Source organism: Eubacteriaceae bacterium Marseille-Q4139 (assembly GCA_018223415.1).
In the GTDB taxonomy this organism is placed as follows: Bacteria; Bacillota; Clostridia; order Lachnospirales; family Lachnospiraceae; genus CABSIM01.
Map to the genome: position 1 here is coordinate 1,557,043 of JAGTTQ010000001.1, position 22,627 is coordinate 1,579,669.

Sequence of the window (22,627 nt, forward strand, 5' to 3'; positions counted from 1 at the left end):
AGAAAAAGGCCGGGGAAACACGGCGGCGATGCCTGTCTCTCCGGCCGGGAAAAGGCGGGATCCGAACTGCGGGATTCCTGAATTCTTATGCATGCACCGGATGGGATTTCCCTTCTGCGCCGGCTTTATTCTTAACCAGCCTCCTGCCGGAATTTACCACAATAATCACTCCAAGCACCATCAGGAGAATGGCGATGATGAGCTGAAGCCCTTCCGCCATAAACACGGCAGTGCCGGCTCCAAAGGCCTTTACAAGTCCGATGGTTCTCTGGACAAGGGCTGTAAACGTAACGCAAAGCATGATGGCAAGCGGCGGGAACAGCGTCCTGTTCTCACGTCCCGTCACCTTAAGGAATACGCAGAGCGTAATCAGGACGAGGGCGCTTAAAAGCTGGTTCGCACTTCCAAACAGCGGCCAGATATTGGAATATCCGATTCTCGTGAGAATATATCCGACGGCCAGGGTAATGATAGTTGCAAAATACTTGTTGCAGAAGACTTTTCTCCAGCCCTCGGCGCTCTCCATGTCATCCACACTGAACAGCTCCTGGAAGGACATGCGGCCGATTCTTGCAACGGCGTCCAGGCTCGTGAGCGCCAGAGCCGATACGCACATGGTCATGAAACACTGGGCCACATAGACCGGGATTCCGAACATCTCTAAAAGCCCTGCTACGCCGGTGGAGAAAATCTGGAACGGCGTTCCCACTGCGGCAGTGCCGTCAGAAGCGGCGGCTGCACCCGCGATGCAGAGTGCAAGGACTGCCAGCAGGCTCTCCAGTACCATGGCGCCGTAGCCGACCTTCAGCATATCTTTTTCATTGGAAACCGTCTTAGATGAGGTTCCGGAGGAAACCAGGCTGTGGAAACCGGAAACAGCTCCGCAGGCCACCGTCACGAACAGGATCGGGAACAGATCTCCAAGCCCATCGTTGTGGAAGCCGGTAAACGCCGGAAGATTCATGGCCGGATGGGCCACCACAATGCCGACAACCGCCCCAACGATCATTCCTGCAAACATAAACGTCGTCATATAGTCACGCGGCTGCTTTAAAAGCCACATCGGAAGGACGGAGGCAAGGAAAATGTAGCCGAACGTGAAGAAAATCCACGCGTCTTTTCCGCCGATCAGCGGGTACGCCATGCCGGCAGCCAGCGCCGCAAAGGTGCAGGCAAGGCCGGCCGCGGCCTCTTTCCAGCCTGTCAGGCCAAATTTTTTCTGAATCAGCCCAAACACCATCGCCAGGACAATAAAGAGTACGGAAATCGTACCGGCAGCGCCGTTGACTTTTGCCGCATCGGCAAGCACGCTGGCGCCGTCCACAACCGTATAAGCGTTAAAGGTACCTGCAACCATGTCTGCGAATGCCGCGATTACAAGAAGCGTAAACAGCCAACAGAACAGGAGAAACAGCTTCCGTCCGGTCTTTCCTATGTATTTCTCGATCAAAAGCCCCATGGATTTTCCCTCGTTTTTCACGCTGGCATAGAGCGCGCCGAAATCCGTGACGGCTCCAAAGAAAATGCCGCCGACAAGAATCCAAAGGAAGACCGGCAGCCAGCCGAAAGCAGCCGCCTGGATGGCGCCCGTCACAGGGCCGGCGCCTGCGATGGAAGAAAACTGGTGAGAAAACACAATCCAGCCCTCTGTCGGCACATAATCCTGGCCGTCCTCTTTCATCTGGGCAGGCGTTTTGGCCTTCGGGTCAATTCCCCACTTATTTGCAAGCCAGCGGCCATAAAACGTATAGCCTGCAAACAGGCACACGGCCGCGATTAAAACGATAACAAGAGTGTTCATACTTTTTTGCTCCTTTACTTTCCTCAAATGCAGCGAACCAGGCGATATTCCCTGCCGGTAAAAGCCGCGTTCTTTCCATTCCGGCCAGAGCTGAGAAACTCCTGGCACCAAAAGAAGCTGGCCCTCATCGGGAAACTATCATTCTGCTGATGCGGCAAAGCATTTATGTTTTATCAGAGAAAAGTTTTTCGCAAAAATAAAAATCCTCCGTCCCCATGCAGAACTATCTGCGAGAAGACGAAAGATATTTCTCCGCGTTGCCACTCCTCTTGCCGGATTGCTCCGGCCCCTCTGCCGCATCTCCCCGGATATGGAGATGAATGCGCGCCCCTGTAACGGTGGGCCTCCGGCCCGCACTACTCAAAATTCCTTTCGCACGGACTGCTGGCAGGGGATGGCTTCCCTCCCGCACTGCCGCCTCACACCAAACGGCGGCTCTCTGAAAGTGCTCCCTGTCGGGAAGTCCTGTCCTGTTCATCACATTTGAATGTTAATTTAATAACATATTCTAGTCACTATTTTCGATTTGTCAACAGTTTTTCATTTTCTTTGCGGATAATTAACAACCGCAGCCAAACCGCTGACAGCCGTTTGATACCAGCCGGGCGGTGTACCTATGGCGAGACGGAAGCGCCGGGTACAGATGGGACGAGCAGGCGCTGGGCCAACAGGACAGAAGTGTGCCGCAGGCTTCAAGCAAGAGAACCGACGGGCCGACAGGCCAGGCAAACGCCGGACAAACGGAGCGAGTAGGCTCCGGGCAGGCAGGAGGCATCAGGTTCCATGCAAGAACGCCAGCGGACGCCAGGCAGGCTCTGCCCTCCGAAGCGGACGCCGCCCTGTCCCTTACAGGGACAGCTCGCCTCTCGCTCTCGCTCTCCTGTCCATGACAGACTGGATCACCGGCACCATGAAGATTGCCACAATACCGCCGGCAAAACCATTGTTGTAAAGATTCATTCCGCCGTACAAAAGCCCTACATTCAGTGCCACTGAAGAATGCAGGTATCCTGCCAGCAAGCCTACCAGGACACCGAATTTTCCGGCCACAGGAGCCAGCGTCGTGGAAAATAACAGAGCCAGCATCGGCGACGGCTCATAGATATTCCAGTCCTTTGTCAAACTTCCAAGGCAGACGCCGAGCATAATCGGTGCAATATTCCTGATATGTTTTCCCGTAGAGCTGAACCCTACTATCGTAAAAATGCCGCCGATAGTCGGCCCATTGATGTCGCCGCCAACCGCAAAAACGAAAACCGTCGCAAAAATCCCGTTTACTGCCATGTTGAGAACCGTGGCTGCACCGCCCTCGTCACGCAGATAATCCGTACCGGAGATTCCATCCGTCTTCAGAATCCGCTTATATGCGGCCAGCACATCTTTGCCTCCCCACAGGAACGCGCCGACTGCCATCGCAGCAAACAACCCGCAGAGAAGACGGGAAAACAGGATATTGTTTCCGGTCGACCAGATCAGACGTGACTCCGTCGTGACACCAAAGGATTTCAGAAGTGAAACGATAACCGTCGCAATAATTCCCGAAGCAAACCCCACATTGTAAAGAGAATATCCCTTATGGGCATAGTGAACATGCGTCGAAAGCGGCGGGAGCACAAATCCGATTGCCATTCCCGTAAAACAGCTTAATATCAGCCGGCTGAAAAAATTCAGATCTGCAATGTACATGATCTGCGTAATGATCGGAGACAGACTGGTTCCATAAAGTCCTATGTAGACATATTTGGATAACGGCATTTTATGGTATTTGGCATAAAGAAAAATACCAAACAGGATCGTCCAGATATTTAAAAGATTTTTTCCGAACAATGAAAACCCGAACATCAGACAGAAAGATGTGATCGTATGTCCGTCCATTTCCATATCCAGGAAGTAGGGAATCCCCAGTGCCACAAGTCCTAAAAGACCTGCGTTTACGAGAGCCGCCCCGATCCCTCCAATAATCATGTAGTCTGTAATCAAAAAGTCTGGTTCCCTTATGATCGCCATAAGGCCCGGCCCGATTTCCCGGATCGGCTGAAGGCAAAGCCCTGCAATGATAAAATATACCGGTATTAAACACAAAAGTCCGAACTTTTGCTTTCTGGTCAAAGAATATTTCCTGGCCATGTAATCTCCGTTTCCTTCCTTCCGCAAAGATTTTTTTCTATTATACATGAAAAATCATCTTTGCGGAAGAAAAAATTATGGATGCTGTCACATCTGAGCTTATTTGTCAGCATGCGCAAACCGCTCAACCGCCTTCTGGTAAACGGCAAGCTCCAGTTCCAGCCCAATCCTCAACCCGCGCTCATCCAACAGGAAACAGCCATTGTGATGAGGCGAAAACGTCACAGGATTCTCGGGATCCGCCATTCCCACATGGAAATATGCACCTGGCTTCTTAAGCAGGTAATAGCTGAAATCCTCTCCGCCAAGGCTGACTGGCTTCTCCTCATGCTTATATCCCATTTCCCCAATGGCCTCTTTCACAATGTCCACGTATTCCGGCACATTGATCGTAGCCTGATAGCCCACACTGGTGGACACCTCACAGGTACATTCCATCCCCTCGCAGATTCCCTTGCTGATAGATTTCACATGGTCAAAAATTTTCAGGATCAGCTCATTGTCAAGGGTCCTGATATTGCCCCCCAAAGTCACCTCTTCCGGGATAATATTCGGATACTTTCCTCCGTTAATATAGGATACGGTAAAGACACCGCACGCCGTCGGATCCTTTTTCTCTGCCAGAATCTGATTCAGCGCCGAAGCTACCATACAGGCTGCCGGAACCGGATTTTTCGCTTTATGCGGCGCACTTCCATGTCCGCCATAGCCCTTTACCTTTACTTCATAAATGCCAATGGCCGCGGAATCTGCGCCCGGCGAAACCGTCACCGTCCCCACAGGCGCCGCCGACGTACAGTGGAAACCGAATATCATATCAACGTCATCCATAACTCCCGCCTCACAGAGCCCAATGGCACCGCCCGGAAGCTTTTCCTCCGCTGCCTGGAAAATAAATTTGATCTTTCCTTTTATAAACTCCGGATGTTCCGCAAAAATATCTGCAAGACAGAGAAGGCATGCCGTGTGCGTGTCATGTCCGCAGGCATGCATGACGCCCGGCACTTTGGAGCGGTACGGCAAATCATTTTCCTCTGTCACCGGAAGCGCATCAATATCTGCACGGAAAGCGATGCACGGCCCCGGCTCGCTTCCCTCTAAGACAGCGACTGTGCTTGTCCCTTCAAATCCCTCTAAAATTTTGACTCCGGATTTTTTCAGGTGTTCCCGGATATACTCCGCCGTTTTGTATTCTTCAAAGGACAGTTCCGGATTTTCATGAAGATAATGCCGGATCTCCTTCAGCTTCTCTTCCCACTTGTCTGCAATCGCCTGAATCTCCTGTTTTCCCATTAGACTTTTCCTCTCTTCCTGATTGGCGGCTCTTTCCGCCGTCTGTTTTGTTTCTGTTCCCATTTTACAACGTCAATTTAAATTGGCAAAGTGTTTTTTTATAATATTTCTATAAAATCTTCTCTGCTTTCCCTTTTCCTTCCGGCAGATTTTCCCAGAATGAAAAATAAATATATACCAATGCTGAAATATATAGTAAAATAGAGCTAGTTTCTGCCTGTTTGGACAGGCAGATGATCGGAGGGATCTTGCCATGCCACAGAAGAAGAAAGCTTATGAATCCAATTTCCTGATGCAGGGGACGATCCTGGCGGCCGCCGGCATCATTGTCCGCCTGATCGGACTCCTTTATAAAATACCCATGACACGCATTCTCGGCGATGAGGGGATCGGTTATTACAATACGGCCTATGAGATCTATAATATCGGCCTGATCCTCTCCTCGTACAGCCTTCCGCTCGCTGTTTCCAAGCTGATTGCCCAGAAACAGGTGAAAAAGCGGTATGAAGACTCCAGGAAGGTTTTCCGCTGCGGAATTGCCCTTGGCGTATTCACAGGCGGCCTGATGACCGTCCTGCTCCTCTGCGGTTCCGACTTCATCGCTTCCGTGATTTTTAAAAGCTCCGGCAGTGCCCTGCCGCTTCGCGTCATGGCGCCGACGATCCTTGTTTTTGCCGTCATGGGCGTGTTCCGCGGTTTTTTCCAGGGACACGGCAATATGGTTCCAACTTCAATCTCTCAGATTATTGAGCAGGTTGTCCACGCGCTCATAAGCATCTGGGCTTCCTATGATTTTTTAAGGCGGTTCGCAGACCGGGACAATCCGGTATCTTACGGGGCCGCCGGCGGTACTCTCGGCACCCTGGTCGGCGCCCTGGCCGCCTTCTTCGTTCTGTCTGTTATGATGCTCCGTCAAAAACGGCAGACGGATGGCCACGCCCTTTCCCGCAGCCAGGAGGAGGTTTCCACTGACGCTCAGATCATGAAGCTCCTGCTTCTGACCTTTACTCCCATTATTTTAAGCCAGTTTGTGTATCAGCTCAGCGGTACTGTGGACAACGCCCTGTTCGGTGTTATCATGGACGGAAAAGGCTTTACAGAGAAAGAGCGGCTGTCCCTTCTCGGTATATACGGCGGCAAATACAGGCTCCTGACAAATGTCCCCGTTGCCATTGCATCTTCCCTGGGCGCTTCCATGATTCCAAGCATCGTTGTCTCCCGGGGCGCCGGCCGCAAAGAAGAGGTCAAGCATAAAATTTACATTACTATAAAATTCAATATGCTTTTAGCAATCCCCTGCGCTTTCGGCATGTTTGCGCTGGCTTCTCCTATTATGCGCCTTGTCTTCGGAGACGGAAGAGAACTGACAAAAGAGCTCCTGATGCTGGGATCCAGCTCTGTCATCTTCTTTTCGCTTTCCACCGTAACGAACTCGGTCCTTCAGGGTATTGACCTGATGCGGAAATCCGTGACGCATTCCGCCATATCGCTCCTGCTCCATGCCGTTCTTGTCTGGCTCATGCTCAGCCTGCTGGAATGGGGCGTATATGGCCTTGTAATCGGAAATGTCACCTTCGCCCTCGTTGTCTGCATCCTGAACTGGCGTGCAATCGGACGGTATCTGAATTACAGGCAGGAGGTAAAAACAACTTTTCTGCTTCCTATTTTATGTTCTGCCGTGATGGCGGTATTCGCCGCCCTCATATATTATGGAATTCATCTGGCAATCGCCTCCAATACGGTCTGTGTTGCGGCGGCTGTCTTAGGAGCCGTCTGTATTTACGGGCTGCTGATTTTAAGGCTGCGGGTCGTCAGTGAAGAGGAACTGAAAGAAATGCCTATGGGACGGACTATTTTTAAGGCTGGCAGGAAGATGAAACTAATCTAAGTTTTTTTAGAACGTGTGTTCTTTTGTGGTTTTATTATAGAGCATCTCATTCGGAAAGTCAAGAACATTTTTAGAACATATGTTCTTGACTTTCTCTTTTTTTTATGCTACACTTGGCTCATACGAATCTTGCAATTCTTTTAAACTCGACAACTTATCTTTACTATCCGCTAAAACCAGAAAAATTTAGAAATATTTTCTGTGATTATCCGCAATATTTTCTGCAATATCTTTTTTTCGGAAATGTTTTATGATATAATCATCGCAGCGTGATTATCATGTCATGGCACATTCCGTTTTCCTCATAATACCGCGGAAACCGCACTGAAATCCGCGGAAGGCTCATATCCGGAAAGCTGACATGATATAGACGCCGCAGGACAGGCAGAAATTGCTGTCCGCTTACCGCTACATAATTATTTATTTCATGAAAGGGGTTACATGGAATGACAAGAGCAGAACAACTGATCGCAATGACGGCAAAGCACGAAGACCTTATTTACGAGACCGCCGACTATATCTGGAAACATCCGGAGACCGGCTACCGCGAGTGGAACACTTCCGCTTATATGGAACAGCAGTTTGAAAAACTTGGCTATACCCTGGTAAAGGCCGGCAATATCCCTGGTTTCTATACAGATCTGGATACTGGAAGACCTGGCCCTAAAATCGCAATCCTCGGGGAGCTTGACTCCCTGATCGTAGGAAACCACCCGGACGCAGATCCGAAAACGTCTGCGGTTCATGCCTGCGGCCATAATGCACAGTGCGCCAATCTGATCGGCGTTGCCGCCGCATTTAAAGAACCGGGTGCCCTGGACGGTATGTGCGGCTCCATCCGCTTCATTTCCGTTCCTGCCGAGGAACTGATTGAGCTCGCATACCGCGAAAGTCTTCGGAAAAAAGGAATTATCCGTTATTTCGGCGGAAAAACCGAGTTTATTGCAAGAGGATATTTCGACGGAGTCGATATGGCCATGATGATCCACTCCGGCAAGCTGCCTGAAGGCCAGACTTTATCCATCGGAAAAGGAAGCAACGGCTGCCTTACAAAGAATATCATCTATAAAGGAGTTTCCTCTCATGCCGGCGGTTCTCCGGACAAGGGAAAAAATGCACTCTATGCTGCCACCTGCGGCCTGAACGCCGTAAACGCCCTTCGTGAGACGTTCCTCGACAACGAGCACATTCGTTTCCATCCAATCATTACCCAGGCCGGCATGGCCGTCAACGCCATCCCGGAAACGGCTGTGATCGAAAGCTACGTCCGCGGCGCTTCCTTCGACAGCATTTATGAATACAATAAAAAAGTAAACCGCGCTCTGGCAGGTGCCGCCGCATGTATCGGCTGCAACGTAGAGCTGGATGACCACCCCGGCTACTTCCCGCTCAACAATGACGAAAACCTGACCGCCATCTTTGCGGAAGCCATGGAGGCTGTGTCCGGCCCCGGAAGCGTTGCCGTAAACGACCATTGGGGCTGCGGAAGCACTGATATGGGAGATGTGTCTGCAATCATGCCAGCCATTCATCCGCATGCAAGCGGCACCATCGGAACCGGCCACGGCTGCGATTACTATATCGCTGATAAAAAACTGGCATGCCTCGTACCGGCTCAGTGCCTGGCTGTCGCGGCAGATCTCCTTCTGCGCGACGATGCTGCTGCCGCCAAAAAAGTTATCGCAGAAGCGCATCCCCGCTTTGGCTCCAAGGAGGAATTCCTTGCCGCTATTGATAAGTTATGCATGGATAAGGATGCTGTCATTTATAATGAAGATGGAAGTATCACGCTGGATTACTGCAAATAAAGTGTGCGTCTGACCATTTCCGGAACGCAGAACAGGCTTCCGGCGAATATTTTCATCCCTTCGCCGGAAGCCTGTTCGCTTCCCCTTATCTCATCCGTTCTTTTGTCTGAAGGCTGTTTTCCAGCAGGCAGCCTTCCTCTCTGTCAATACCTTTTCCACAACCGGTTCCAATATCAGATTCTCATCCTGAGAGATCCGTTTCCGGAGCCGGTCACCAAACCAAAGCTGTTGCTTCTTGCCCGCAGCCCAGGTTCTGCTTTAAATATTGTTGTATGGTATTCCTAGGCGAACAGCGGCGTCGTCAGATACCAGTCCCCTCCGTCCGGAAGAACCACTACGATATTCTTGCCCTGGGATTCCGGCCTCTCCGCAACGGTAACTGCCGCCTCCAAAACGGCTCCGGAAGAAATTCCAGCCAAAATACCTTCCCTTCCGGCAAGATCATGGCACATCATATAGCATTCTTCAGCAGCAACCGTAAGCACTTCATCATATACGGAGCGGTCCAAAATTTCAGGAACGAACCCCGGCCCGATGCCCTGGATTTCATGCTTTCCAGGTTCACCGCCGGACAGTACCGCACTCTTGCTGGGCTCTACCGCGACAACCCGGATATTGGGATTTTTCTCTTTCAGATACCGGCCAACTCCGGTAATCATCCCGCCGGTGCCGACAGCACATACAAAAATGTCCACTTTGCCGTCCATGGCCTCCCAGATTTCAGGGCCAGTCGTCTCATAATGAGCCTGTACGCCTGCCGGATTTGTAAACTCGCCGGGCATCCATGTGTTTCCTTCTTCCTTTGCCAGCTCCTGAGCCTTTTCAGCAGCACCTTTTATTCCTTTTTCCGCTTCGGTCAGAACAATCTCTGCTCCACGGGCTCTGAGAAGCAGCCGGCGCTCCTCGCTGACATCTTCCGGCATAACGAGCATCGTCCTGTAACCGCGGTGCTCTCCAAGTGCAGCAAGGGCAACCCCTGTGTTTCCGCTGGTAGGCTCGATTATCGTAGTAACACCGCGCTTAACCATCCCCTGCTCTTCTGCCGTATCCAGCATTTTTTTCGCTACACGGTCCTTGGAGCTTCCAAACGGATTTAGATACTCCAGCTTGGCAAACAGCCGTGCATTGATTTCATGCTGGTCTTCCATTCCTTTCAGTTCCACAAGAGGAGTATTGCCGATCAATTCTTCTGCATTGCCGCAAATTCTTCCCATTGTTCTTCATCTCCCTTCAAAGTAAGAACGCAGTTCGTCAACAACTTCTCCGAAATCTTTTCCGGAGCCATCCAGTGTAATGTCCGCATACCTCTCATAATAAGGGGTACGTTCCTCATAAAGGTCCCTTAACGTCATTCCATCTCTGAGGGCAACACCTCTGTCCGTCAAATTGCCCAGACGTTTTTCTATCTCTTCGTATCCTAGCTTTAAGTATATCACAGTTCCGATAGATTTTAAATGGTTCATGGCGTTTTTTCCATAAATAACGCTCCCGCCTGGAGCAATTACCGTCTTTTCTCTGTCGAGCCCTGCATTTACCTGATCTTCAATCTGAAGGAACCCTTCCATTCCCCGCTCTGCTATGATCTCCTTCAAAAGCTTTCCCTCCTGCTCTTGAATTACGAGATCCACATCCACAAAAGAATACCCAAGCCGTTTCGCCAGAAGAACCCCTACCGTACTCTTTCCGGCGCTCGGCATGCCGATCAAAACAATGTTTGTTTTTCTGCTGTCCATGTCTGTGCCCTCTATTTCCGTTTTTGTCCTGCTCTCCTTTTTCTGCCTCCGGTTTCCTTCTTTTTCCGAACACTGTATCCAAAGGTGCCGAGGCATTCTCCAAGGCCATAATACCTCCCGTGGGAGTAGGCCAGCGGTTTTGCAGACGAAAGCAGGAAGGTACCCGCCTCATTCATATACGCCTCGTCCACATCCACTGCCACCACCTCTGCCAGAAACATGTCATGGCTCCCGAGCTGCTCTGCTTTTATCACCCGGCATTCCAGGTTTACGGGGCTCTCCTTGATGAGCGGAACGGAAACGGCCTGCGCTTTCTCCGGCGTCAAACCCGTCTCCTTCCATTTATCCGTATCCCTCCCGGAACGGACTCCGCAGAAATCCGTTGCCCAGGCCAGCTTTTCTGTCGTCAGGTTGATGACGAACTCTCCGGTTTCCTTTATCATTTCATAGGAATACCGTTCCGGCCTTACGCTGATGGATACCATCGGAGGACTGGAACAAATGGTTCCAGCCCAGGCAATCGTCAGAATATTGGAATTTCCCTCACGGTCAGCCACAGTCACCATGACCGCCGGAACCGGATACAGCATATTTCCCGGCTTAAACGCTGTCTTTTTATGAACCGTCCGGCTCTTTGCATTCTCGTTTCCGATACACGCCACCTTCCTTCTCTCTGTTTCGCCTGCCGTCTACTGCTGCAAGGCCATCATAATCACCGGAGCAAGCTGTTTCTTTCTGGAAACCACGCCCGGCAGATTGACGATGCCGTCCAGAATCTCCATTTCCCCATCCTCGTCATGAATGTGGAAAGCGCCGGAGACAAGCTGTTCCGCCCCCTGGCCGATGCAGATCAGATCCGTGGATTCTGTCAGAATATTGGTAAGCATGAAAAACATCATATCCACATTGTGATGTTCTCTCGCTTTTTCCGCGTATCTTAACATCCGCGGCTTCAGTTCCTCCAACTCCTCTGCGTTGAGGGACGTGATCTGGCCGATTCCGAACACTGCACTGCCGACGGTAAACCGCTTAAAGTCCTGATAGAAAATATCTTCGTCGGATTTTCCCTTCAGGTTGCTTCCGGCGGCAAACATTTTTTTCGCATATTCCTCAGCGTCAATGCCTGCAATTTCCGCCAGCTCCAGAGCTGCCCTTTTATCCACGGACGTGCAGGTCGGCGAACGGAACAGCAGCGTATCGGAGATGATGGCGCTGCACAAAAGCCCTGCCGTCTGGGTATCAATCTCGATCCCATTCTCCTGGTAAATCTGGTAAATAATCGTTGCCGTACAGCCAAGAGGCTGGTTCCTGAAGAAGACCGGCGACATGGTTTCTACCGTTCCCAGACGGTGATGGTCGATAATTTCCTGGATATCCGCATTTTCCATGCCCTCTACGGCCTGTGTTTTCTCATTGTGATCCACGAGAATGAGCCGCTTTCCCTTGGCGCCGAGAAGATTCCGTCTGGATATCATGCCGATATATTTTCCGTCCCCATCGAGAATCGGGAAATCCCGGTGCCTCTTGCTTGCCATAATGTCCCGGATATCGTCCAGATAATCTTCATCGGAAAACGCAATGATATTTTCCGTTTTCATGAAATAGCTGATGGGCATGGACTGGTTAATCAGACGCGCCGTCGTGTAGGTGTCGTACGGCGTCGTAATCACGGTGCATCCCCGTTCCTGCGCCAGCTTCCGGATCGTGAGCGAAACGCCGGCGCCCTCGCAGACGATAATACAGCCGGCCTCCATCTCGATGGCGCAGAGCTGCGACTCATACCGGTTCCCAAGGATCACCAGATCATGCTTTTCAATATAGTTCTCCATCAGATCCGGGTTAGCCGCCGCAATCAGGACCTTTCCCTGGGAGAAATACTCTTCCGGGTCACCGATCACCATTGTGCCTTCCAGGGTGTCAAGGATGTTGGCATACTTTGTGTGAGCCTTGGAGATGATGCTGCTGTCATAAAGATTCATGTAGGACATGGTGATGTCCCCGATGGTAATGACGCCTTCCAGGACACCGTCCTCCGTCACGCATGGAAGCGTCACCACGTTGTCCTCCTGCATCAGGCTCCACGCACATTTGAGAGAAATTCCCCGGTTCACTCCCTTGGTATGGCGGATTTCGATATCCTTTACCTGCGTTTTGACGCTCTCCACCAGCCTCGGCGCCGGTGCCTTAAAATAATCCAGCACAAACTGCGTTTCCGAGTTCACATTTCCGGCACGGCACGGTTCATATCCCCTTCCCGTAAGCTGGTGCTTTAATCTCGAGTAACAGATTGCAGAACAAATGGAATCGGTATCCGGATTCCTGTGGCCGATAACCAGCGTATTCTGCTTCTCCTGATTGATCATAGACATCTCCTCTCTTTGTTTATTTTTTCTCAATCTTTCATGCTTTGTTTACATATTATTCATATTTTATTCACAAAGGTTTTTTATACTATTTTTACAGAAAAACCATTTGTACCGTTTCCTAATTGGACAAATTGCACATAGATTTTTTCATAATTACCCCAGTTGTAATGACTGGGGTCTCCTCATGTTACAGGGCTTTTCCGGCATCTGTCCATCTGCTTTACGCCACAAAGGACCGTGCCGGAATTTCATATCCCGGCACAGTCCCCCTTTTTATTCCAGAATCATTCTGGCCGCCCCATAAATCCCGGCATCGTTCCCAAGCTCTGCCAGGACAATTTTCGCCTTCTTCCGCGCAAACGGCGTCAGCTCGTCATGATACTTCTGAAGCTTTTCCGTCAGGAAGGTTCCTGCCCTGGAAACACCTCCGCCGACCACGTAAATCTGCGGATCCAGGATCATGGTAAGCTGTCCAAGCACAAGGCTCAGATAATGGCAGGCCGTATCCACGGCCTCCAGCGCCAACTCGTCCCCTGCTTTTGCTGCATCCAGCACATCTTTCGCCGTCAGGCGCCCTGTTTTTTTCCGAAGGACAGATGGTTTATCGCTCTTTGTTAAGATCCGTCCGGCTTCCCTGGCGATTCCCGTAGCCGAAGCCACCTGTTCCAGGCAGCCATGGCCGCCGCAGTTGCACGCCTCCGGTTCTCCGTCCCGGACATGGATATGGCCAATTTCACCGCCGACGCCCTGGGTTCCCGTAAGGATTTTTCCATCCAGGATAATGCCGCCGCCGACACCGGTTCCCAGTGTAATCATGACAAGATTCCTGTAACCTCTGCCGCCGCCCTGCCACATTTCCCCAAGGGCTGCCACATTGGCGTCATTTCCGCTTTTTACTGGTAAGCCGCCCAAAAGGCCGCTAAGAATTTTCTGCGGATTAGAAGCTTTTTTCCATCCAAGATTCACACAGAACTCCACATGGCCGTCTGCCAGGACAGGGCCGGGAAGTCCCAGGCCTGCTCCGGCAAAGTCCTCCATGGAAATTCTCATTCCTGCTGCCTTTTTCTTTATGGAAGCAGCCACATCCTCCAGGATGTGAGCGCCGTTCTCCTCTTTCCGTGTGGGAATCTCCCACTTTTCCAGAAGTGTCCCGTCTGTCTCGAAAATTCCCATTTTCACGGAAGTTCCGCCAATATCAATTCCGATGCATTTTCGGCTCATTTCCATTTCCTCTTCTCTGTTTTCCGCTTACAGCGCTTTTACAGTATTTACCACGTTCTCCACGGTAAATCCAAATTTCTCAAATAATTTTGCCGCCGGGCCGCTGGCACCGAAGCCCTTCATCGTCACACAGGCTCCGTCGAGTCCCACATATCTGCTCCATCCGAAATCAGAAAGCGCCTCGATGGCCACTCTCTTTCTGACCTGGCGCGGAAGCACGGATTCTTTATATTCTGCGCTCTGTTCTTCAAAGACATCCATAGAAGGCATGGAAACCACGCGGATTTTTCTGCCCTCCTCTGCAAGCACGGCCTTTGCCTTAACCGCCAGCTCCACTTCGGAACCGCTGGCAATCAGGATTGCCTCCGGCGTGCCTTCACAGTCATCAAGAATATAGCCGCCTTTTAATGCCTCTCTGCTGCTTCCGGCAACCGGCTCCAGGTTCTGACGGGAAAGTACCAGCGCCGTCGGCGTCTTTTTGGAAGTAACTGCGCTGATCCATGCTGCCGATGTCTCCACGGCATCACAGGGCCGGAATACATGGAAGTTAGGCATTGCCCGCAGCATGGCAAGCTGTTCAATCGGCTCGTGGGTCGGCCCATCCTCGCCGACACCAATGCTGTCATGGGTCAGGACATAGGTGAGCGGCACGCCCATCAGCGCCGACAGTCTGGCCATCGGCTTCACATAATCGCTGAACACGAAGAAGGTCGCAACATAAGCGCGCAGTCCGCCATGAAGCATAATGCCGTTTCCGATGGCGGCCATCGCCAGCTCCCGGACTCCGAAATGCAGGTTTCTGCCTGCCGGGTTCTCGGCCGAAAAGTCGCCTGCGCCTTTCATTTCCGTCTTATTGGAAGGCGCCAGGTCTGCGGAACCGCCGACCATGTTCGGGAATTCATCTTTAAACAGGTTAATCATCTTTCCGGACAGGGAACGTGTCGCCTCTGCTTTTTCCTTCGGAAGCCAGAAAGCCTCGTTTCCGATCACAGACTCCGCGTCAATTTCTTTATGGTAGGTATCCCAGAGCGCCTCCATCTCCGGATATTCCCCGCAGTATGCGGTAAACATCACATTCCATGCGGCTTCCGTCTCAGCCTTTTCCTCTGCCATGGCGGCAAAATGGCTGTACACCTCCTCCGGCACAAAAAACGGCTCCTCATACGGCCAGCCGAGGTTTTCTCTCATGGCCTTCACATTTTCTGCGCCCAGGGGCTCGCCGTGGGCACTTGCCTTGCCCTGTTTTGCCGGACAGCCATAGCCGATTTCCGTCTTGATGGTGATAAAGGACGGACGTGCCGTATCCATCTTCGCCGCCTGGATTGCCATTCCGATGGCGTCAATGTTTGTTCCGTCTTCCACGGTGATCGTCTGGAAGCCGAACGCTTTCATGCGCTCTTCCACATTCTCGCGGAATGCAATGTCAGTGCTGCCCTCAATCGAAATACGGTTGGAATCATAAAGCACAATCAGCTTCCCAAGGCCAAGGGTTCCCGCAAGGGAAAAGGCCTCGGAAGAGATTCCCTCCATCATGCAGCCGTCGCCGCCGAGCACATAAGTATAATGATCGACAACAGGGTAATTTTCCCTGTTAAACACAGACGCCAGATGCTTTTCTGCCATCGCCATGCCGACTGCCATTGCCATGCCGGCGCCGAGCGGCCCTGTCGTCGCCTCCACGCCTACGGTGTGGCCATACTCCGGATGACCCGGCGTCAGGGAACCAACCTGACGGAAATTCATCAGGTCTTCCTTTGTCAGGCCGTAGCCAAACAGGTGGAGCAGCGAATACAGCAGCATGGAGCCGTGTCCGCCGGATAAAATAAACCGGTCGCGGTTCGCCCAGTCCGGATTTGCCGGGTTGTGGTTCATGTGATGGCTCCAAAGCTCATACGCCATCGGCGCGCAGCCCAGCGGAAGTCCCGGATGCCCCGAATTTGCCTTCTGGATAGCGTCCGCAGACAGAATTCGTATGGAGTTGATGGACAGTGTGTCAATAGGTTTCATACTAGCGCCTCCCTTTTCTTTTTGTCTCTTCGTCGGTTGTGTTACTTTAGTTTTATTTCCTTCATCACTTCACTCCCGGCCACAATCAGGGAGGTCATGCGATTTTTCCCTTTTCTCACGCAGGCCACCGGGAAGTCAAACTGTCCCTCGAACTTTTTGTCCCCGGAAACATTAAATGCCATGCATGATTCATCATTATACAGGATAACCAGGTCGCCGTCAATTTTTACGCCGCTGTAAGAGTAATCAAATTCCGCACTCCCTGCTTTTGTGCCGTCCGTTCTGTAAATATCCAGACGGTACGGGTTCCCTGAGGTGCTGTCCACGATCACGCCGGCATAGCGGTCGGAATAGCAGATGCTTTCGATTTCCTCTTCCACGTTTACCGTGACAATTTCAGGATCCGGGATCACATTTTTTACTGAAATAAACGAAATCCCCTTATCCGTAAACACGCAGACCGTTTCGTCGTTGAGATAGCGCACCCGGGCTGCCATTTTATCCTCAAATTCATCCTCGAAGCCTCCGATAAAACGGTTGTCCACGTTTTTCCCGATTTCCGAGAAGTCATAAAACACGACTTTGTTTTTCATGACGCCGTTTTCCAGATACATGACGGACATGACAATCTGCCTTCCATCGGGAGACAGCGCCAGATCGACCGGATAGCCGTCGCCCTGGAGCAGCATTTTTATGCTGATCTGAAGGTCGGAGCCGTCTTTTTTGTAGTACATGACGTAAGCCGCCGTGCTGTCCTCGACGATTGCAGCCGTCACCCCATGGCCGGAGACCGCCACTTTGGAGATTGGAAGCTGCGTCTTTGCAATTCCGGTGGTTCCTTCTTTATTAAAGATGTAGATATCGTTCCCCTGCTGGTCGGCGATGGCCGCGCAGCTTCCGTTGATGCTGATAATCGGCGTCTTCATTTCATAGCCCTGGGTCCATACGGTTTTCCCGCTGGCGTCAATATAGGACGCGCCGTCTTTCGTATATTTTATCATGTTGTCGCCGAACAGCTCAAAATTTACAAAGCTGCTTTCGCTGACAGCCGTTTCCCCGTCTTCACCAGACGTGCCGGCCCCGTCGGCATACCGCATGGACTTCTCCCAGTTCACCGTGTACTCCGTATATTGGTACTCCTGCTGGTACCGGTACCAGCAATAGCCCAAGGCAGCAAGAAACAGCGCTGTCACTGCAAAAATTAAAAACCTGCGGTTTCTTCTTTTATTATGTACCTGCCGAACAATCTCCTCGCTGTCCTCGTCGTTCTCCTGCCAGTTCTGTTCCGGCTTTGGAAGCTGGACGATATTGTTCCGCAGCTGTCTTTTTTTGTTTTCTCTGTCCATATAGCGCATATCACTCATAAACAAAATCTCCCGGAAAAGGCCGATATATGTTTAATTATACACCATTTCCGGGAGATTCGCATTATATTATTTTTCTTTTTTGCTGCCGTCTGCGGTATGACTGTTTTTTTATGGAAGAATCAGCTTCTGTCCGGCTAAAATCCGGTTTTCATCGGTCAGATGGTTCAGCCTGCAAATTTCTGACAGGCGGCTCAGATCCCCATAGACCTTCCAGCAGATTCCATAAAGCGTTTCGCCTTCCCCAATTTCATAAATCTCGTATCCGTTTGCTTCTGCCGCCTCGTAGTCGATGGGCAGGGCTGCGTCTTCTTCAAGGCCCTCGTCGCCTTCCCCGCCAGTCTTTCCCATACCTACGAGCCGCTGCTGTTCCATGATTTCAGACGTGCCCGCACTGCCGCTTCCCGTCATAGGAACGGCTTCCTCCACCTCTTCGGCAGCGTCACCCTGGCCGCCCGTTTCCGTCTCTGGCACCGCATGTTCACCGCCGGCATTTGCCGATTCCGCCTCCTGTCCGGCCGTTTCTGTCTCTGCTGCGGCAGTCCCGTCTGTGCTTTCTGTTTCATCCGATGCATTCCCCGAGCCGGCCTCAAAAAATTCGCCGGTCTCGCCTGACATGGTCTCCGTCGGATACACGTCTCCCGGCATTTCTTCTATGATAAAATCCGGTTCCTCCGCCTGCTGTTTCTGGTACTCGTCCCAGTCTGCCACGCCGGCCGGCAGCACCGATGCCAGCACACTCTCCATCTGCTGCATTTTGTGGTAATTGTTGAGCAGCACAACGCCGCCGGCCAGCACGGCGACGGAAAGGACACCGCACAGCATGCCCAGGGCGTTCGCTGTCCCTTTATTGAGATTTGCCTGTTCCTTGCGGCTTACCATTCTCTGCCTGAAATCCCGGATGACCTGTTCATGACTTCCCGTCTCGATTCTCCTAACGTCCTTCCGGGTAATCATATAATCCTGCATCATCTGGTTTCTTTCATAATAAATGTAATGGCCGCGCAGCCGGTAAAAGCCGTCTTCCGAAGTTATGTAAATGGATTCGTCTCCATCCAGCCCCTGATTCAGGTACATGACCTGGTTTTTGCCTGCAAAATACTGATTGTGCTGTTTCCAGTAGTTCAAAGGGCTTAACTGGCTTCCCGGTCCGGCGCAGAGGAACCACCCCTGGATGGTTCGCTTCGGAAACGACTCTTCTATCCCCTGATACGCCTTTTTCCAGGAGCTTTCCGAAAAAATCAGCTTCTCTCCGTCTGTTTCCACATCTTCCATCTCTATGGCGCCGTCCACGAAAATATACGGCGTCCCATCATGCTGTTCCGTACTGCCTAAAAGAAGCCCCACCCGCAGCGTCTGTTTTCCAACCGGATAAAGCCGCTTCAGATATGTGTTGACATAGTCCTCCAGATACAGCCTGACCACCGTGTCGCCTTCTCCAATCTGGCGTACATTTTTTGGCAGTTTTGGAAAAGGATTATACAATTCTCCCATGCTTTCACCTCGCTATATTTCTTCGCCTTTCATTCAGCAAGCAGTATAGCACGGTGCTCCTGCAAAACCTGTCAAAACAGGGACAGCTTTCAGGAAAATGTTTCGACACGGCCTCCGATCAGGTTCATCCCCAAACAGATGCTGCGGCTGATGCAGTCCGCCAGCCGCATGACAACTGACAGACGGATACTCTGAAGCATCAGCGGGTCTCCGCTTCTGGAGCTGCCGACAATCCCGGTGATAAAAATATCCCCCACGGCCTCCAGCTCCTTTTTCACACCGAGCCCCGGCTTTAATGGCCCGCGCCCAAGCGTCACGCAACCCACATGCTCTGCGTTCCCGACGGAGGCATCGACAGCCACCACCAGCGCGTGAGGGAATTTTTTCTTAAGTCCCACGATACATTCCTCGAGATTCATTGCATGAACCGGGTTGTCCAGTGTGCCGAGAACCATCGCATTCTTCACCCTGCGCTCCCTTAGCTTATATCCGATCAACGGCCCAAGGCTGTCGCCTGTGGAACGGTCTGTCCCGATGCATAAAAAAACGACCTCCGATTTCCCGCGCGCCTTCATCTCCTCCATCATCAAAAGAAGCAGGCGGCCGGCAAATTTTTCTGATTCAAACTCCGGTCTTGTGTCATAATAATAAATTTCCCGCTTATAAAGCCCGGATGTTTTCTCCCAGAATTTCATCCCTGCCTCCATTTTCCCTAGAATTCTATATGCTATTATAGGCAGATGCGGGGGGATTTATGCAGGGGCGGGCAAGAGAACGTCAATTTCCGCTCACATCTCTCGCTGCTTCCGCAACCATGCGAAGCTTTTCGTAAGAAATGTCTCCTGGCATCGTGCAGTCAGCTCCAATCAGAAACTTCTTTTTCCCATTTTCTTCTATCAGTTTTTTCACCGCCTTCCATATTTCTTCCTGTGTTCCTTTATAAACCACACTGTTCCTGTCATGAGCCAGTCCACCTAAAACTGCACAATTTTTAAATAATGCTTTTCCCTTCTCCAATGAATACGGTCCCTCATATACACCCCAGTTCACTACATCTGCATATGGCCCATAGGATTCATAGCGTTTCATGTTCAACCCATCCTTACATATATGGAGAATCACAATTCCACCGGCCGCTCTGATCTCTGTCATGATCTGTTTGTCGAAAGGCTCTATGTACTCCGCGAATTCTTCATCCGTAAAAAATCTCTTTTCTCCGCCGAGAGACGCATAGTAAACACCGTCCATCCCTGCCTCCACATAAGCTCTTGCAAGATTACACTGTACTTCAGCAACTTTTTTCATTGCATCCAACACTGGTGCTTTGTTCTGGCGCAAATGGCTGCAAAGCATCTGACGCACCTCTGTATATCCATATCTGTGTTCAATCGGATGAATCGTAGAAGCGCAAATTCCATGGAGCGTCCCTATCCGAAATGCATCTGGGTCACTTTTATCCAAAACTCGTTTTGTCAGTTCCATTTGATCTCGCATAAATTCATCTTCCATCGTCATGCACCGTACCTGTTTCCAGTCCTCTGGTGTCTGAATCGGCCCCATATCCGGAACGAGATTCTCATTCATTAGCTTCAAGATATCTGTATCTGTCTCTCTGAAGAAACGCAGATGTTCTTTTACCATATCTTCTCCGTTCCTTTTTTCTCGCGGAAAATGTATGGAAAAACTCACAGGAACTGCATCTGGTTCAAGCCCTTTTATTGCATACATTACACGTTCTTTCTTCGTCATAATAATCTCCTTTCCGTTCTATGGGTTTCGCTTTTGATGCAAAAGATATCCAAAAACATTTTGCATAGAATCCTAAAAGATATCTAATTAAAAGTTTAACACGAAAAAGCAAGTTCATCCATTCGCTTTTTATACAAATATTTCCTATATTTTTTAACACTTATTACAAAACATATGCTAATTTGATCATTCTTCGGAATATTGCACCTCAAATTCATTCTGTTAAACATTGCATCAGCCCAAAAGAATCCCGATTCATTTCTTTTCAAGCAGATGGTCCACATCTATCTTCATTTGTGCACTCACAGCCAAAAGTGTATGCCCGATACGCCTCCGAACAGACATACAGCTGCAAAAACTCTATGGTTCGACTTTCTACAAAACAAAAACAGCACCCGCCCGGCAATATGCCTTCTGGATGCTGTCTTCCTGTTTTTAAATTTCTCCGCCGGGCCCCCGTTCCATAGGAGCGTCCTGCGCCGGGCCTTCGATGGCGCCTGTGCCGCCCATTCCTTCCGCCCGTTGGTATGTCCTGCTTTTGTAAACCGTAATTGCCTCACTGATGTTAGCCGCATTGCCGCCTGCTATGAGCTTTTCCAGGGCTTCCAGCCGTTCCACCGTCAGAAAATCTTTCCCAACGTAAATTCCATATTCGTCGGCTGCTGTCAGGGACTGCTCTTTGATCTGGCCCTGAACCAGCTTCAGCTCACTTCCCGTACTTTCCAATTCCTCCGCCAGACGATCCAGTTCTTTTTTCCGGTTCCCAAAAATTTCATCGGAAATGATGGACTTGGTGACAGTCTCAAAGGTATTCAGTGCTTCGTTTTTCTTCCTGACAATCTGGGAAATATCCTGATCCAAATGTGCAATCTCATCATCAAACTTTTCCAGATTATAGCTGGACTCGTTTTTGTCCTTCCGAATCGTTCTGGCAATCGCCCGGATTTTCCTCTCATTTTCCCGGATACGGTTCCGAAGAACCCGCCCTTCCTTCAAAACCTCCATATGGTGCATCTTCGTCCGGTTTCCGATCATCACATAAATTCCTCCGAACAGAAGAATCGCAGCCAGATAAATTCCAAACAGATAAAAGGAGTTCCGGTTCGGTATCAGAAAATATACGCCGCAGGGAACTGCCAGAAAGCAGACTAAAAGCATCAGCATCAGTACGCCGGCCTCCCGCAGCCCGCGGGTAAAGTACAGCGCATAGTAAAAGCCGCTTCTGCAATATCCCGGCACATGGTTTGCCTGAAAAAGCGTCTTCATCTGCCCCTTTATTTCCTTATTTTCCCGTACCAGGCTTGACGTGTCCTCTTCAATCCGCTCTTTGATCCCCTGACTTTTCGCCTTTTCCCTTTTCTGGCGGACTTTTTTCAGCCGCTCACGTGCTTTGTCAATCTCGGCATCATAGCTGCCTGTAATTTCCTCTTCCCTCTGTTTTACTGTTGCGGCCACCGCATCCGCCGCCATCTTTTGTTCTGTTTTCAGCGACCGTTCCAGCTTTTTTTCCTTGTCCTCCAGTTCGCGTTCCTTCTGCCTTAATTCCTCCAGCTTCTTTACCGCCTCTTTTGCACCGGTGAAAAAAGCCGTATAGTTGGTAATCGCCTGTGCCATCTTTCGTCCTCCTGGATCATGAAATTGTCTGTACCAGTCAAAAATATCTACTAATAGATTACTACACTTTTTTCATGCACACAAGGGAGAATTCTCAAAAAAACCTTTCGCAATCCCTGGTTTTATCTTATAATAGCCGCATAAGCGAAGAACATGCGGGAA

At 50.7% G+C, this 22,627-nt stretch carries 15 protein-coding genes, 1 pseudogene and 1 other annotated feature; of the genes and pseudogenes, 2 read left to right on the top strand and 14 right to left on the bottom strand.

Annotated features, from left to right (window positions below; all coding sequences use genetic code 11):
- Positions 1-85: 85 nt before the first annotated feature.
- The 3 genes from KE531_07525 to KE531_07535 form a co-directional block, all read right to left on the bottom strand.
- Positions 86-1,801, bottom strand: coding sequence for a carbon starvation protein A (locus KE531_07525; GenBank protein MBR9953476.1), 1,716 nt, complete (start codon positions 1,799-1,801; stop codon positions 86-88).
- A 230-nt stretch (positions 1,802-2,031) separates the two neighbouring features.
- Positions 2,032-2,288: a binding site (T-box leader), on the bottom strand.
- Positions 2,289-2,647: 359 nt separating this feature from the next.
- Positions 2,648-3,928: a DUF1576 domain-containing protein gene (locus KE531_07530; protein MBR9953477.1), complete on the bottom strand. Its 1,281-nt coding sequence runs from the start codon at positions 3,926-3,928 to the stop codon at positions 2,648-2,650.
- Between the two features lie 99 nt (positions 3,929-4,027).
- Positions 4,028-5,221 carry an amidohydrolase gene (locus KE531_07535; GenBank protein ID MBR9953478.1) on the bottom strand — a complete coding sequence of 398 codons (1,194 nt, stop codon included), beginning with the start codon at positions 5,219-5,221 and terminating at the stop codon, positions 4,028-4,030.
- Between the two features lie 253 nt (positions 5,222-5,474).
- On the opposite strand from KE531_07535, the gene KE531_07540 reads away from it, so the two are divergent.
- Both KE531_07540 and KE531_07545 read left to right on the top strand, forming a co-directional pair.
- Complete coding sequence (locus KE531_07540) at positions 5,475-7,109, top strand: polysaccharide biosynthesis protein (GenBank protein ID MBR9953479.1); 1,635 nt, start codon at positions 5,475-5,477, stop codon at positions 7,107-7,109.
- A 446-nt stretch (positions 7,110-7,555) separates the two neighbouring features.
- A complete protein-coding gene (locus tag KE531_07545; GenBank protein MBR9953480.1) occupies positions 7,556-8,917 on the top strand; it encodes an amidohydrolase in 1,362 nt (453 codons plus the stop codon).
- Positions 8,918-9,198: 281 nt separating this feature from the next.
- Here KE531_07545 and cysK read toward each other — a convergent pair whose 3' ends face one another.
- The 11 genes and pseudogenes from cysK to KE531_07600 all read right to left on the bottom strand — a co-directional run bounded on the left by cysK (position 9,199) and on the right by KE531_07600 (position 22,465).
- On the bottom strand, positions 9,199-10,131 hold the full coding sequence (gene cysK / locus KE531_07550) for a cysteine synthase A (GenBank protein MBR9953481.1): 933 nt from the start codon (positions 10,129-10,131) through the stop codon (positions 9,199-9,201).
- 6 nt (positions 10,132-10,137) lie between these two features.
- Positions 10,138-10,650, bottom strand: coding sequence for a shikimate kinase (locus tag KE531_07555; protein ID MBR9953482.1), 513 nt, complete (start codon positions 10,648-10,650; stop codon positions 10,138-10,140).
- 11 nt (positions 10,651-10,661) lie between these two features.
- Positions 10,662-11,240 carry a flavin reductase family protein gene (locus KE531_07560; protein MBR9953483.1) on the bottom strand — a complete coding sequence of 193 codons (579 nt, stop codon included), beginning with the start codon at positions 11,238-11,240 and terminating at the stop codon, positions 10,662-10,664.
- A gap of 99 nt (positions 11,241-11,339) precedes the next feature.
- Entirely contained in the window at positions 11,340-13,013 is a 1,674-nt protein-coding gene (locus KE531_07565; protein ID MBR9953484.1) for a putative manganese-dependent inorganic diphosphatase, read from the bottom strand.
- Between the two features lie 276 nt (positions 13,014-13,289).
- A complete protein-coding gene (locus KE531_07570) occupies positions 13,290-14,237 on the bottom strand; it encodes an ROK family glucokinase (protein MBR9953485.1) in 948 nt (315 codons plus the stop codon).
- A 27-nt stretch (positions 14,238-14,264) separates the two neighbouring features.
- Positions 14,265-16,244 (bottom strand): transketolase, encoded by a 1,980-nt coding sequence (gene tkt / locus KE531_07575; GenBank protein MBR9953486.1) that lies wholly within the window; start codon positions 16,242-16,244, stop codon positions 14,265-14,267.
- A gap of 41 nt (positions 16,245-16,285) precedes the next feature.
- Positions 16,286-17,608, bottom strand: a complete 1,323-nt coding sequence (locus KE531_07580) for a hypothetical protein (GenBank protein MBR9953487.1) — start codon at positions 17,606-17,608, stop codon at positions 16,286-16,288.
- A 111-nt stretch (positions 17,609-17,719) separates the two neighbouring features.
- Complete coding sequence (locus tag KE531_07585; GenBank protein ID MBR9953488.1) at positions 17,720-19,102, bottom strand: LysM peptidoglycan-binding domain-containing protein; 1,383 nt, start codon at positions 19,100-19,102, stop codon at positions 17,720-17,722.
- A gap of 89 nt (positions 19,103-19,191) precedes the next feature.
- Positions 19,192-19,797 (bottom strand): spore protease YyaC, encoded by a 606-nt coding sequence (yyaC, locus tag KE531_07590; GenBank protein ID MBR9953489.1) that lies wholly within the window; start codon positions 19,795-19,797, stop codon positions 19,192-19,194.
- 82 nt (positions 19,798-19,879) lie between these two features.
- Complete coding sequence (locus KE531_07595; GenBank protein ID MBR9953490.1) at positions 19,880-20,851, bottom strand: uroporphyrinogen III decarboxylase; 972 nt, start codon at positions 20,849-20,851, stop codon at positions 19,880-19,882.
- 537 nt (positions 20,852-21,388) lie between these two features.
- Positions 21,389-22,465 (bottom strand): annotated as a pseudogene (locus KE531_07600) (hypothetical protein).
- Positions 22,466-22,627 lie beyond the last annotated feature (162 nt).